Here is a 13104-nt window from a genome sequence, read left to right as displayed (position 1 = left end):
GTCACACCGCGACGGTGGGGATCTTGCGCGGCGCCATGAAGTACATCCAGGTCAGGGCGATGAAGTACATCGCCGGGATCAGGGTGAACAGCACGGTGTAGTTGTTATTGGTCACGGTCAGGATATGGCCGACGATCTGCGTCATAAACATCCCGCCGATAGCCGCGCACATCCCGCCAAAGCCAAATACCGTGCTCATCATGTGCTTGGGGGTGTAGTCCATCACCAGGCTCCAGATATTGGCGGTCCAGGCCTGGTGCGCGCCGATGGCCAGGGAGATGGCAAACACTGCGACCCACAGCTGGCTGGAGCCGGCGGCCATGATCACGCCGACGATGCAGCAGGCAAACAGCAGCATCGACAGCAGGCGCGCCTTGATCGGCTGCATGCCGCGTCCGATCAGGAACGAGGACAGAATCCCGCCGCCCACACTGCCGAAGTCTGCCGTCAGGTAAATGATGATCAGCGGGATACCCATCTGGGTCACGTTGATCCCCAGGCTGTATTGCTGGTTGAGGAACGGCGGCAGCCAGTAGAGGTAGAACCAGAACACCGGGGCGGTCAGGGCGTAGGCAATGGCGAAGGCCCAGGTGCCACGCATGCGCAGGATACGGCTGAAGGGCACGCGGGGTTGTTCGGGCTCGACTTCCTGTTGCACGTAGTCCAGTTCCGACTGTTTTACGCTCGGATGGTCTTCGGGGTTGTAGTACTTCAGGCCCCAGAACACCAGCCAGATCCCACCCAGGGCAGCCATGCATAAAAATGCAGCCTGCCAGCCCCACACATGCAGCACCAGTGGCAACAGCATTGGCGTGAGCATGGCGCCGACGTTGGTGCCGGCGTTGAAGATCCCGGTAGCCACCGCGCGCTCGCCGGCGGGGAACCACAGGCGGGTAGTCTTGACGCAGGCGGGGTAGTTGGCCGCTTCGGTGAGGCCGAGGATAAAGCGGCAGACCATAAAGCCCACCGCCGAAGTCGCCAGGCCGTGGGCGCCGGTGGCGATGCTCCACAGCAGCACCGCGCAGAAGAACACACGCTTGACGCCGACGCGGTCGATCAGCCGGCCTTGCAGCACAAAACCAATGGCATAACCGACCTGGAACCAGAAGTTGATGTTGGCGTAGTCCATCGCCGTCCAGCTCATCTCTTTGGCCAGGATCGGTTGCATCACGCCCAGAGCGGCGCGGTCGATGTAGTTCAAGGTGGTGGCGAAAAACACCAGGGCCAACATGCCCCAGCGGGTTTTGCCGACGGCGAGGGCGCCGCGAATCTTGTCGCCAATGGCCGCTTGCGGGTTGCCAGGGCGCGGGGCCACGGCGGAATTTTGCGAAGGCATGAGAGGTACCCGTTTTTTGAAATTTTTATGGTGTGTTCTGGGTCTTGATCACAGGTTTGCGCCTTAAAAAAAGCGGCCCTGGATGCGCATTCGATGGTGCGCAGTGGCTAAAAAATCGTCAATTCGCCAATCGCCATTGTGTTCGATAATCGCCCGAAAAACTAACTGATTGGTACATTTTGAATTGCTGCTTTATCGCGCGCGGCCAATAATTTGCTGCAAACAAGACCACCCATCATTGCCGGGAGTCACCCCATGCAACGTTCCATCGCCACTGTTTCCCTGAGCGGCACCCTGCCGGAAAAGCTCGAAGCCATTGCTGCGGCCGGGTTCGATGGGGTGGAAATCTTCGAGAACGACTTGCTGTATTACGACGGCAGCCCGCGTGAAGTGCGGCAGATGTGTGCCGATCTGGGCATTGCCATCACGTTGTTCCAGCCGTTTCGTGATTTTGAAGGATGTCGCCGCGACCGCCTGGCGCGCAACCTGGAACGGGCCGAACGCAAATTCGACCTGATGCAGGAGCTGGGCACCGACCTGGTGCTGGTGTGCAGCAATGCTTCTGCCGATTCCACGGGCGAACATTCGATCCTGCGCGATGACCTCAGCCTGTTGGCCGAACACGCCGGGCGCCGTGGCTTGCGCATTGGCTATGAAGCCCTGGCCTGGGGGCGGCACGTCAACACCTGGCAACAGGTCTGGCAACTGGTGCACGAGATTGACCACCCCAGCCTCGGGGTGTTGCTGGACAGTTTTCATACCTTGTCGCTCAAGGGTGATCCGACGGCTATCGCCCAGATCCCTGGCGACAAGATCTTCTTTGTGCAAATGGCCGACGCGCCGCTGCTGGCCATGGACGTGCTGGAGTGGAGCCGGCACTTTCGCTGCTTCCCCGGCCAGGGCGAGTTCGACCTGCCGGGTTTTCTCGCGCCGATCATCCAGAGTGGCTACACCGGGCCGCTGTCCCTGGAGATTTTCAACGATGGCTTTCGCGCCGCACCCACCCGGGCCAACGCGGCGGATGGTTTGCGCTCGTTGCTGTACCTGGAAGAGAAGACCCGCCAACGCCTGCAGCAACAGGCCGCGCCGCTGGATATCCTGTTTGAGACCCCGGCTGCCAGCGAGTACGACGGCATCGAATTCCTCGAGTTTGCGGTGGATGAAAACCTCGGCGCCCGCCTGACCCAATGGCTGCAACGCCTGGGCTTCGTCAAGGCCGGGCAGCACCGTTCCAAGAGCGTGAGCCTGCTGCGCCAGGGCGATATCAACCTGATCCTCAACTGCGAGCCGTACTCCTTTGCCCACAACTTTTTCGAGGCCCATGGCCCGTCGTTGTGCGCCACGGCGATTCGCGTCAAGGACAGTGCCAAGGCCCTGGAACGGGCGGTGGCCTACAAGGGCCAACCCTATCGCGGGCTGGTCGGGCCCAATGAGCTGGAGCTGGCGGCGGTACGCGCGCCGGATGGCAGCCTGATCTACCTGGTGGACCAGCACGCCGGCGGGATCTACCACACTGATTTCAACCTGCAGGCCGCCAGCACCGGCGGCGGCGGGCTGCTGCGCATCGACCATATGGCCATGGCCCTGCCGGCCGACAGCCTCGACAGTTGGGTGCTGTTCTACAAGAGCCTGCTGGATTTCGAGGCCGACGATGAGGTGGTGTTGCCGGACCCCTACGGCCTGGTCAAGAGCCGGGCGCTGCGCAGCCGTTGCAGTTCGATCCGCTTGCCGCTGAATATTTCCGAGAACCGCAACACGGCGATTTCCCACGCGTTATCCAGCTACCGTGGCTCGGGCGTGCATCACATTGCCTTCGATTGCGCGGATATTTTCGCCGAGGTCAGCCGGGCCAAGGAGGTGGGCGTGCCGCTGCTGGATATCCCACTCAATTACTACGATGACCTGGCGGCGCGTTTTGATTTCGACGATCAGTTCCTCAGCGAGCTGGCGTACTACAACGTGTTGTACGACCGTGATGCCCAGGGCGGTGAGCTGTTTCACGTGTACACCGAACCCTTTGAAGGGCGGTTTTTCTTCGAGATTATCCAGCGCAAGAACGGTTACGCCGGCTATGGCGCCGCGAATGTGGCGGTACGCCTGGCGGCGATGGCCAAGTCGCGCAGTGGGGCAGTGCGCCAGGCCAGGCTGTAGGGCGTTGCCGCTTCCTTCGTACGGCATGGCAGCCCATAATCACGGCCTGCATAAATGGCCGTGAGCGCACCATGACCCCGACCTCCGAACTGCCCGACGTCTCCCTGGCGCCGCGCAAGAGCCGCAAGAACAACCCGGAAAAGACCCGCGAGAACATTCTGCAAGAAGCCATTGTCGAGTTCGTGCAGCAGGGGCTTTCGGGGGCGCGGGTGGATGCCATCGCTGAGCGCATCCACACCTCCAAGCGCATGATCTATTACTACTTCGGCAGTAAGGAACAGCTGTACGTCGAGGTCCTGGAAAAGCTCTACGGGGATATCCGCAACACCGAAACCCGGATGAACCTCACTGAACTGGAACCCCGTGAAGCAATCCGGCGCCTGGTGGAATTCACCTTCGACCACCACGACCAGAATGTGGATTTTGTGCGGATTGTCAGCATCGAGAACATTCACAACGCCGAGTATGTGAAACAGTCGGATGCGATCAAGGCGATGAACAGCAATATCCTTGAAGCACTGGGCGCGACCTTGCGCCGGGGCGCGGAGCTGGGGGTGTTCCGCGCTGGGCTGGAGCCGCTGGATGTGCATTTGCTGATCAACTCGTTCAGCTTTTACCGGGTATCCAACCGGCATACCTTCAGTGAGATTTTTCAGATCGAATTGTCGGATGAAGCAATCAAGCAGCGGCATCGGGCGATGATCTGCGAGTCGGTGCTGCGTTACCTGCAGGCCTGATCCACCGCCGAATTCAATTGTGTGGGAGCAGGCAAGCCAGCTCCCACATTAGGATCCGGTTTCTACAGTGAAGTATTCATGCTCTGGAAATGAGCGAGCATCCTTTGTGCATCTGCTTTCTCACCACTGAACAATTCAAACGCCTTCACCGCCTGGAACACCGCCATATTCCCCCCATCCAGGGTGCGGCAACCCAGCGCCCGGGCGTTGCGTAGCAGCTCGGTTTCCAGCGGGAAATAGACGATCTCCGCGACCCACAAATCCGCGCGCAACAATGCTGCTGGCACGGGCATGCCCGGTAGCTTGGCCATGCCCATGGGCGTGGTGTTGACCAGGCCGTCAGCCGCCGCCATCGCGTGACCCAGGTCGCTGCCGGCACACGCTCGGTCAGGGCCAAAGTGTTGGTTGAGGTTGGCGGCCAGGCTTTGGGCGCGGTCGTGATCCATATCGAAAATACTCAACTGGCCGACACCTTCGGCCAACAGCGCGTGGGCCACCGCCGCGCCTGCGCCACCGGCGCCCATCTGCACCACGCGTTGGCGCGCAGCGTCATGCAGGCCACGGCGAAACCCTTCGGCAAAACCCAGGCAGTCGGTGTTGTGACCGATGCGCTTGCCATCGCGCCAGACCACGGTGTTGACTGCGCCGATGCCCCGGGCTTCGGGCGACAGCTCATCGAGCAACGGCAGGATCGCTTGCTTGCATGGGTAGGTGATGTTCAATCCGGTGAAGTTCATCTGTTCGGCGGCCTTGAGCAGATCGGGCAGGGCGCTGCTGTCCAGTTGCAGCGGGTCCAGGTCGATCAGGCGATACAAGTAGCGCAGACCCTGGGCATCGCCTTCCTGCTCATGCAGGGCCGGCGTGCGGGACGCCTGGATGCCGGCGCCGATCAGCCCGGCAAGAATGCGCGGTTTCATTTGAGCTCCCGGCTGAAATGCTCGAGGGCCAGGTGATAACCGTGGCTGCCAAACCCGGCGAGCACGGCCTTGGCAATGGGCGAGACGAAAGAGTGATGACGGAACGGTTCGCGGGCATGCACGTTGGACAAATGCACTTCGATCACCGGCAGTTCACTGGCCACCAGGGCGTCGCGAATGGCCACCGAGGTATGGGTCCAGGCCGCCGGGTTGATCACAATGCCCGCACAACGAGCGCGGGCGCCATGGATCCAGTCCAGCAACTCGCCTTCGTGGTTGGTCTGGCGAAATTCCAGTTTCAGCCCGAACTGTTCGGCGCTACGCCCGCATAGGGCGGCGACGTCAGCCAGGGTCTCGTGGCCATAGGTGGCCGGTTCGCGGGTGCCGAGCAGGTTCAGGTTGGGGCCGTTGAGGACCAGCACAATAGGCGGCATGGGGGTGTCTCCACTGTTGTTTTTATGGATGGAGACAAAATGTACTGAATGGTTAATTTGGTCAATTGGCCAAGCGCGGTGCTGCAGATAACCGTTCGATTATCGAACGGTGAATGCAGCCTGTCGGGACTGTCCAAGAGTTGATGTCAATTGGAAACCATTCTCGACAAAACTTAAGATGCCCGCCTGTTTGCTTTACATCCCCCGGGATCCGCAGCACCGCGCTCAAGGGCCAGGTCACTGACCGGTCGCCCCCATGGCGGCAACTCGGCAGAGCGGGTGTTTCCCAGCCCGTATCTCAAGGCTGAAGAGTCGCGGGATTGGGAGATGGGCGTCAATGTGTTCAAGGAGGGGCTGTTTTTCAACGACGACCGCCTGGGCATCTGCGGTTACAACCCGGCATTTGAAGCGGTGCCAGTCGTTACTAGTCTGTGAGGCAGCTCTGGCAATTTGAAGAGGCCGGCTGTCGGCTGGGGCTGGATAAAGCATTGGTCGGCGACAAATAACCTAACGGATGGGTTACGATGAAAGTAGGCACTTACAAGGGATATGTGATTGCAGTGTTGCTCAGGGATGAGCATTGCCCGCCGCACGTACATGTCATGGGCAAGGACTGGGATGCGCGTTTTCGCTTCAGTTTCCTGGATGGGGACGTGGCGTTGTGGGATGTGTATCCCGAGCGGCGGTGACCAGCCACTAGCGTTCTGGAAGGCATTCGCCAGACCTTGATGCAGCCGCATTATCTGGCGCGGGCACAAAGGATCTGGTGGGAGAAGCTGCAAACAGTCTGCCTGGAGAACCATTCCTGGGATTGGGAGGCCGACGAGGTCGTGCCGGGGTTGGTCATCCGGCGAGGTGTCTACGTGATCGCCAGGGCCCGGCACGATGTGGCGGGGCGGCGAACCATCTTGAACCTGGTGAGGGCGCCAGGATCCGTGGAGATTGAGTTATGAAAACGGTAAAAGCCAAAGTCCGGCCTGATGCACCGATCACTGACGCCGATGTTGATAAGGCCGTGGCCCGTGGGCGCAAGCTCAAGCGGGTGTACGCCAATGCCAGCTCCGTGCACTACCAGGACGACTGCATTTCCATCGGCTTCGGCGACGGCAGCCGCATCCTGTTGCCGGTGGCCGGTCTCTCTGAATTCGAAGGTTTTTCTGCGCAGGACTTCCAGGCGCTGGAGGTCGGTTTTGGCGGCAAGGCACTGTGCTGTGAAGCTCGTGATCTGCATGTTTCCATCACTGGCCTGGTCGCTACGAGTCAGCCCCTGATGGACCTGGCGGCGAGCATGGTGGCATCGCGCAACGGCCGTAAAACCAGCGCCGCCAAGTCCGCAGCCGCCCGTGCTAATGGCAAGAAGGGCGGGCGGCCACGCAAGGAGGAGTGATGCACAGCCGGGGGAGTGGGCTTATGTGGGAGCGGGCAAGCCCACTCCCACATTTTTCTAGGTGTGCCGGGGCCGAGGGTTAGCGCCGGGTCAGCAGCACGCCTGATTCCATATGGTGGGTCCACGGGAACTGGTCAAACATTGCACACTGGGTAATGCGGTGCGTGTCGTGCAGTTGCGCGATGTTCGCCGCCAGCGTCTCCGGGTTGCAGGAGATGTACAGGATGTTCTCGAAGCGCCGGGTCAATTCGCAGGTGTCCGGGTCCATGCCTGCGCGGGGCGGGTCGACGAAGACGCTGCCGAACGCGTAGCTCTTGAGGTCGATACCGTGCAAGCGTCGGAACGGCCGTACTTCGTTCAGGGCTTGGGTCAGTTCTTCAGCGGACAGGCGCACCAGGGTGACGTTATCCACCGCGTTTTCATCGAGGTTGCTCAGGGCGGCGTTGACCGAGGTCTTGCTGATCTCGGTGGCCAGCACTTTGCGCACGCGGGTGGCCAGGGGCAGGGTGAAGTTGCCGTTGCCGCAATACAGCTCCAGCAGGTCATCGCTGCGATCGCCGAGGGCCCCATAGGCCCAGTTGAGCATCTTCTGGTTCACCGTGCCGTTGGGCTGGGTGAAGGCACCTTCGGGCTGACGATAGCTGAAGGTGCGACCGCCGACATCGAGTTTCTCGACCACGTAGTCGTGGCCGATCACATCGCGCTTGCCCTTGGAGCGGCCGATGATGCTGACGTTCAGATCGGCAGCCAGTTTGTTGGCCGCCGTGTGCCAATGCTCGTCCAGCGGGCGGTGATAGCACAGCGTGATCATCGCGTCGCCGGCCAGGGTGGTGAGGAACTCCACCTGGAACAGTTTGTGGCTCAGGGCAGCGCTGGCTTGCCAGGCGGCCTTGAGTTGCGGCATCAACTGGTTGATGCGCAGGCTGGCGATGGGGAATTCTTCGATCAGGATCGGCGTGCGCTTGTCATCCTGGGAGAACATCGCGTAATGGCGCTGACCCCCTTCGCGCCACAGGCGAAACTCGGCGCGCAGGCGGAAGTTCTGCAGGGGCGAATCGAACACCTGCGGCTCGGGCGCGTCGAACGGCGCGAGCAGGTCACGCAAGCGCGTGACCTTTTCTTGCAGTTGCAGGGCGTAACTTGCTGCGTCAAAAGTCATGCGGGGAACCAGCCTAGCTTGATCACGAACAGAATCGACAGGATCACCAGCGCTGGGTTGAGTTCACGGTAGCGGCCCGTAAGCAGCTTGATACCGGTCCAGGCGATGAAGCCGAAGGCGATGCCGTTGGCGATGGAGTAAGTGAAGGGCATCGCCAGGGCGGTGATTACCACGGGCGCTGCAACGGTGATGTCGTCCCAGTCGATTTCCGCCAGGCCCGAGGTCATCAGCACCGCGACAAACAGCAGCGCGGGGGCGGTGGCAAACGCCGGGACGCTGGCCGCCAGCGGCGAGAAGAACAGTGCCAGCAGGAACAGGATTGCCACGACGATGGCGGTCAGCCCGGTGCGGCCACCGGCACTCACGCCAGCAGCCGACTCGATGTAGCTGGTGGTGGTCGAGGTACCCAGCAGCGAGCCGGCCATGGCTGCGGTACTGTCGGCGATCAGGGCGCGGCCCATTTTCGGCATGTGACCGTCCTTGCCCATCAGGCCGGCGCGCTTGGCAACGCCGATCAGGGTGCCGGAGTTGTCGAACAGGTCCACGAACAGGAAGGCGAAGATCACGCTGATCAAGCCCACGTCCAGGGCGCCGGCGATATCCAGTTGCAGGAAGGTCGGGGCCAGGGAAGGTGGCATTGATACCACGCCGCCAAAGGGGGTGACGCCCAGCGCGATGGCGGCGATGGTCACCGCGAGGATGCCGATCAGTACTGCACCGCGCACTTTTAGCGCTTCCAGGGCCACGATCAGGAAGAAACCCAGGGTGGCGAGGATCGGTGCCGGCTTCGCCAGGTCGCCCATGCCCAGCATGGTCGCTGGGTTGCTGACCACGATCCCGGCGTTATGCAGGGCGATCAGCGCCAGGAACAGGCCGATACCGGCAGCAATCGCCGAACGCAGGGGCAGGGGGATGGCATTGATGATCCATTCGCGGATGCGGAAGATCGACAGCAGGAAAAACAGCACGGCAGAGATAAATACCGCACCCAGCGCCACCTGCCAGGTATGGCCCAGGTGCAGGACCACGGTGTAGGTAAAGAAGGCGTTCAGGCCCATGCCCGGTGCCAGGGCAATCGGGTAGTTGGCGATCAGACCCATGATCGTCGAGCCGATGGCCGCTGCCAGGCAGGTGGCGACAAACAGCGCGCCCTTGTCCATGCCGGTCTCGCCGAGAATGCTCGGGTTGACGAACAGGATGTAGGCCATGGCCAGGAATGTCGTGATACCGGCCAGAATCTCGGTACGCACGTTAGTGTTGTGTGCCTTGAGTTGAAACAGCTTTTCCAGCATGCCTGCTCCCTGTGGCGCATTCGGCGCCGTGATTTGTTGACCTCAAAGTCAAAGCACAAACTGCGCCAAGCGCCGCGTGTTTTCTACAGAGGATCGGAAAAAGCGGCGCATCATACCAGCAGGTCGACGACCTGTGGCGCCCGGCCTCGGTTTTGTTGAGTGTGGCCTTGAGGCATACTCCGTCGACGTTCAGTCCAGGGTCATCCAGAGCATGAAAAAAGCCATCGCGTGGAGTCTAGCTCCGTTCGCCTGTCTCGGCCTGTGGCTGGCGGTGGCACCGGCGTGGGGCGCGCCTGCACCGGCCTTGAGCGAAGTGCGGGTGTTCCAGGTGCAGTCCCAGGGCTGCAGCGAGTCCATCGCCGAGGGCGCCGACCGTACCCGGCAGTGCCAGCACCGTGGGGCGACGCGGGTCTCGGTGATGGAAGTGGGGCTGGGCAACAATTCCATCGCGACCTTTGATGGGGCGCGGCTTGCGGGACAAAAGACGGCGATTTGCCAGGTCGGCTCCGTCAGCCAGGCCTGCAATGGCGCTGGTACATTGATGGGCTACATCTATGTATTTGACGTGGATATCCGCGCCGCAGGCTGGTTCGAGTACAGCAACACGTCGATCAACGCGCCCCGCAATACCCTGGTGACTCAGTTACGCATCCAGTGATGGCTCCTGCAGGTTCAGGGCGCTTCGGCCGGCATATGCATGCGGTCCCGATTGGCCAGGGTCGGGAACAGCTTGATCCACACCCCGGTCACCACCAGCGTCCCGACCCCGCCCAGCACCACGGCGGGTACCGTGCCCAGCCAGTGGGCCGTGACGCCGGACTCAAATTCGCCCAACTGATTGGACGCGCCAATAAACAGCCCATTGACCGCGCTGACCCGCCCGCGCATTTCATCGGGGGTTTCCAGCTGTACGAATGAGGCACGGATCACCATGCTGATCATGTCCGCCGCCCCCAGCACCACCAGCACCGCCAGGGAGAACCAGAACGAGGTGGACAGGCCAAAGGCAATGGTCGCCACGCCAAACACGCCGACCGCGGTAAACATCACCCGGCCCACACGCCGGTCCACGGCAAACCGTGCCAGCCACAATGACATCAACAGCGCGCCGACTGCCGGAGCCGAGCGCAGCAGCCCCAGGCCCCAGGGGCCGGTCAACAGGATGTCCTTGGCAAACACCGGCAGCAACGCCGTGGCGCCGCCCAACAACACGGCAAACAGGTCCAGGGAAATTGCCCCGAGGATGTCCGGCCGGCTGCGGATAAAACGAATCCCGGCGAGCAGCGAGTCGAGGGTGGCCTTGCCCTTGTTCAGCGGGGTCTGCCGCGCGGGGAGGTTGAGGGTCAGCATGCAGGCAATCAGGTACAGCAGCACCGTCGGGCCATACACCCAGGCGCTGCCGAAGGCATAAAGCAGGCCGCCCAGGGCCGGCGCGACGATGGTTGCCGATTGCTGGGCCGACTGCGCCGCCGCCACTGCCCGAGGGAACAGGGCGCTGGGCACGATGCTCGGCAGCAGGGCCTGGGTTGTGGGCATTTCGAAGGAGCGGGCAGAGCCCAGCAGGAAGGCGAGGATAAAAATCATCTCGCGGGTGACATTGTCCGTCAGGCTGCCAATCACCAGCGCCAGAGCAATCAATGCTTGCAACGTCTGGCAAATGGCAGCGACTTTACGCCGTTCATAACGGTCCGCCACATGCCCGGTGTGCAGCATAAACAGCACCCGCGGCACAAATTCCACCAGGCCCACCAGCCCCAGGTCCAGCACATTGCCAGTCAGTTGGTAGAGGTTCCAGCCGATGGCCACGGTGAGCATCTGGAAGCCGCTGGCGGTAAAAATCCGCGCCAGCCAGAACGCGATGAAAGGGCGGTGATGACGTAACAGCAGCGGGGTTTCACTGGGCATCGGCAAGGACTGGACTGAACCTGGGAAGCGCCGAGATTAGCATCAAGCTGTAACAAATAGTTGCTGGAAAAGAAATATCCTTAGCAAGACATCTATTTCGCTGAGTCAACCTGTCACGCGGCAAAAGACCACACAGTCCAACCTGGAAAATGGGACTACTCTTTCATCGATGCTTGATCCAGATCAATGCTGATTGCAGCGCTGGTGTGGCGGCCAACAGGCCAGAATCCCTACGTGGTTGGTAAAAAAAGAACGAATTGCAATTCGCCACACTCCATATCCGTGGGGGCAGTGGGTGCAGGCCCCCAGCCAGCAGCCGGTATTACCTGACAGAGGAAGACTTATGTTCGGTTTGGAGGCGCTAGATCTCGCCCGAATTCAATTCGCATTCACCATCTCGTTCCATATCCTGTTCCCGGCCATCACCATTGGCCTGGCCAGTTACCTTGCGGTGCTGGAAGGTCTGTGGCTCAAGACCCACAACGATACCTACCGTGACCTCTACCATTTCTGGTCGAAGATCTTTGCCGTCAACTTCGGCATGGGGGTGGTCTCGGGCCTGGTCATGGCCTATCAGTTCGGTACCAACTGGAGTCGTTTCTCGGACTTCGCCGGCTCCGTCACGGGGCCCTTGCTGACCTATGAAGTACTCACCGCGTTCTTCCTCGAAGCCGGCTTTCTTGGGGTGATGCTGTTCGGCTGGAATAAGGTCGGGCGCAAGCTGCACTTCTTTGCCACGGTGATGGTGGCCGTCGGTACGTTGATCTCGACCTTCTGGATCCTCGCCTCCAACAGTTGGATGCAGACCCCCCAAGGTTTTGAAATCGTCAATGGTCAGGTGATTCCAACCGACTGGATGGCGGTGATTTTCAACCCTTCGTTCCCCTATCGCCTGGCCCACATGGCCACGGCAGCGTTTGTCGCCACCGCGTTCTTCGTCGGCTCCTCGGCGGCCTGGCACCTGCTGCGGGGCAAGGACAACCCGGCGATCCGCACCATGTTGTCGATGGCGATGTGGATGGCCTTGATCGTTGCGCCGATCCAGGCGGTGATCGGTGACTTCCACGGCCTCAACACCCTCAAGCACCAGCCGGCGAAAATTGCGGCGATTGAAGGGCACTGGGAAAACGTCGGTAACGAGCCGACCCCGCTGATCCTGTTCGGCTGGCCGGACATGAAGGAAGAGCGCACCAAGTACAAAGTGGAAATCCCCTACCTGGGCAGCCTGATCCTTACCCACTCCCTGGACAAGCAAGTGCCGGCCCTCAAGGAGTTCCCGCCTGAGGATCGCGCCAACTCGACCATCGTGTTCTGGTCGTTCCGCATCATGGTCGGCCTGGGCCTGTTGATGATCTTCACCGGCCTGTTCAGTCTCTGGCTGCGCAAGGGCGACAGGCTGTACACCAACAAACCGTTCCTGTACCTGGCGCTGTGGATGGGCCCGTCGGGGTTGATTGCGATCCTGGCCGGCTGGTTCACCACCGAAATCGGGCGCCAGCCCTGGGTGGTCTACGGCTTGATGCGCACGGCGGACGCCTCTTCCAACCACAGCTTTGTGCAGATGAGCATCACCCTGGCCCTGTTTGTGGTGGTGTATTTCGCTCTGTTCGGTGCCGGCCTGGGCTACATGATGCGCCTGGTGCGCAAAGGCCCGGTCACCCACGAAAGCACCGAACCGGCCCACGGCGGCCCCGGGCAGCAACGCACCCCGGCGCGCCCATTGTCGGCGGCCGATGACAGCGGCGACGCCGATCACGGCGACACTCTGAACAAGGGGAATTGAGTC

General features: G+C 61.2%; 12 protein-coding genes and 1 pseudogene. 7 read left to right on the top strand and 6 right to left on the bottom strand.

Features of this window, described 5'->3' with window-relative positions:
• Position 1 precedes the first annotated feature (1 nt).
• The gene (locus K1X80_RS24905) at positions 2-1336 is read right to left on the bottom strand and encodes an MFS transporter (RefSeq protein WP_057441156.1); all 1335 of its coding nucleotides are present in this window, start codon (positions 1334-1336) and stop codon (positions 2-4) included.
• Positions 1337-1591: 255 nt separating this feature from the next.
• Here K1X80_RS24905 and quiC point away from each other — a divergent pair, with 255 nt between their 5' ends.
• Positions 1592-3487, top strand: coding sequence for a 3-dehydroshikimate dehydratase QuiC (quiC, locus tag K1X80_RS24900; RefSeq protein WP_057958368.1), 1896 nt, complete (start codon positions 1592-1594; stop codon positions 3485-3487).
• A 71-nt stretch (positions 3488-3558) separates the two neighbouring features.
• Positions 3559-4224, top strand: coding sequence for a TetR/AcrR family transcriptional regulator (locus tag K1X80_RS24895; protein WP_057444392.1), 666 nt, complete (start codon positions 3559-3561; stop codon positions 4222-4224).
• A gap of 62 nt (positions 4225-4286) precedes the next feature.
• Here K1X80_RS24895 and K1X80_RS24890 read toward each other — a convergent pair whose 3' ends face one another.
• Together K1X80_RS24890 and aroQ are read right to left on the bottom strand one after the other, a co-directional pair.
• Positions 4287-5141 carry a shikimate dehydrogenase gene (locus K1X80_RS24890; protein ID WP_169959801.1) on the bottom strand — a complete coding sequence of 285 codons (855 nt, stop codon included), beginning with the start codon at positions 5139-5141 and terminating at the stop codon, positions 4287-4289.
• The gene (gene aroQ, locus K1X80_RS24885; RefSeq protein WP_032861827.1) at positions 5138-5575 is read right to left on the bottom strand and encodes a type II 3-dehydroquinate dehydratase; all 438 of its coding nucleotides are present in this window, start codon (positions 5573-5575) and stop codon (positions 5138-5140) included. The genes K1X80_RS24890 and aroQ overlap by 4 nt, the downstream gene beginning before the upstream one ends.
• Positions 5576-5854: 279 nt before the next feature.
• Between aroQ and K1X80_RS24880 the strand changes: the two genes are divergently transcribed.
• The 3 genes and pseudogenes from K1X80_RS24880 (at position 5855) to K1X80_RS24870 (ending at position 6962) form a co-directional block, all read left to right on the top strand.
• A complete protein-coding gene (locus tag K1X80_RS24880; RefSeq protein WP_164844804.1) occupies positions 5855-6010 on the top strand; it encodes a hypothetical protein in 156 nt (51 codons plus the stop codon).
• An 89-nt stretch (positions 6011-6099) separates the two neighbouring features.
• Positions 6100-6528: pseudogene (locus K1X80_RS24875) on the top strand (DUF4160 domain-containing protein).
• The gene (locus tag K1X80_RS24870; protein WP_057958372.1) at positions 6525-6962 is read left to right on the top strand and encodes a DUF2442 domain-containing protein; all 438 of its coding nucleotides are present in this window, start codon (positions 6525-6527) and stop codon (positions 6960-6962) included. The pseudogene K1X80_RS24875 and the gene K1X80_RS24870 overlap by 4 nt, the downstream one beginning before the upstream one ends.
• A 79-nt stretch (positions 6963-7041) precedes the next feature.
• Here the strand turns inward: K1X80_RS24870 and trmA are convergent, their stop codons facing one another.
• Positions 7042-8121, bottom strand: a complete 1080-nt coding sequence (gene trmA / locus K1X80_RS24865; RefSeq protein ID WP_128592783.1) for a tRNA (uridine(54)-C5)-methyltransferase TrmA — start codon at positions 8119-8121, stop codon at positions 7042-7044.
• Entirely contained in the window at positions 8118-9413 is a 1296-nt protein-coding gene (locus K1X80_RS24860) for an NCS2 family permease (protein ID WP_032861840.1), read from the bottom strand. The genes trmA and K1X80_RS24860 overlap by 4 nt, the downstream gene beginning before the upstream one ends.
• 211 nt (positions 9414-9624) lie before the next feature.
• On the opposite strand from K1X80_RS24860, the gene K1X80_RS24855 reads away from it, so the two are divergent.
• A complete protein-coding gene (locus tag K1X80_RS24855; protein ID WP_169990511.1) occupies positions 9625-10071 on the top strand; it encodes a DUF4879 domain-containing protein in 447 nt (148 codons plus the stop codon).
• A 14-nt stretch (positions 10072-10085) separates the two neighbouring features.
• On the opposite strand, the gene K1X80_RS24850 is transcribed toward K1X80_RS24855, so the two are convergent.
• On the bottom strand, positions 10086-11318 hold the full coding sequence (locus K1X80_RS24850) for an MFS transporter (protein ID WP_057958374.1): 1233 nt from the start codon (positions 11316-11318) through the stop codon (positions 10086-10088).
• Between the two features lie 343 nt (positions 11319-11661).
• On the opposite strand from K1X80_RS24850, the gene K1X80_RS24845 reads away from it, so the two are divergent.
• Positions 11662-13101: a cytochrome ubiquinol oxidase subunit I gene (locus tag K1X80_RS24845; protein ID WP_057444394.1), complete on the top strand. Its 1440-nt coding sequence runs from the start codon at positions 11662-11664 to the stop codon at positions 13099-13101.
• Positions 13102-13104: the final 3 nt, after the last annotated feature.

Origin of the sequence: Pseudomonas sp. So3.2b (assembly GCF_019464415.1) — a bacterium.
Lineage (GTDB): Bacteria > Pseudomonadota > Gammaproteobacteria > Pseudomonadales > Pseudomonadaceae > Aquipseudomonas > Aquipseudomonas shahriarae.
Note: the sequence above shows the minus strand (reverse complement) of the source record. Positions and strands in the feature narration are given on the sequence as shown.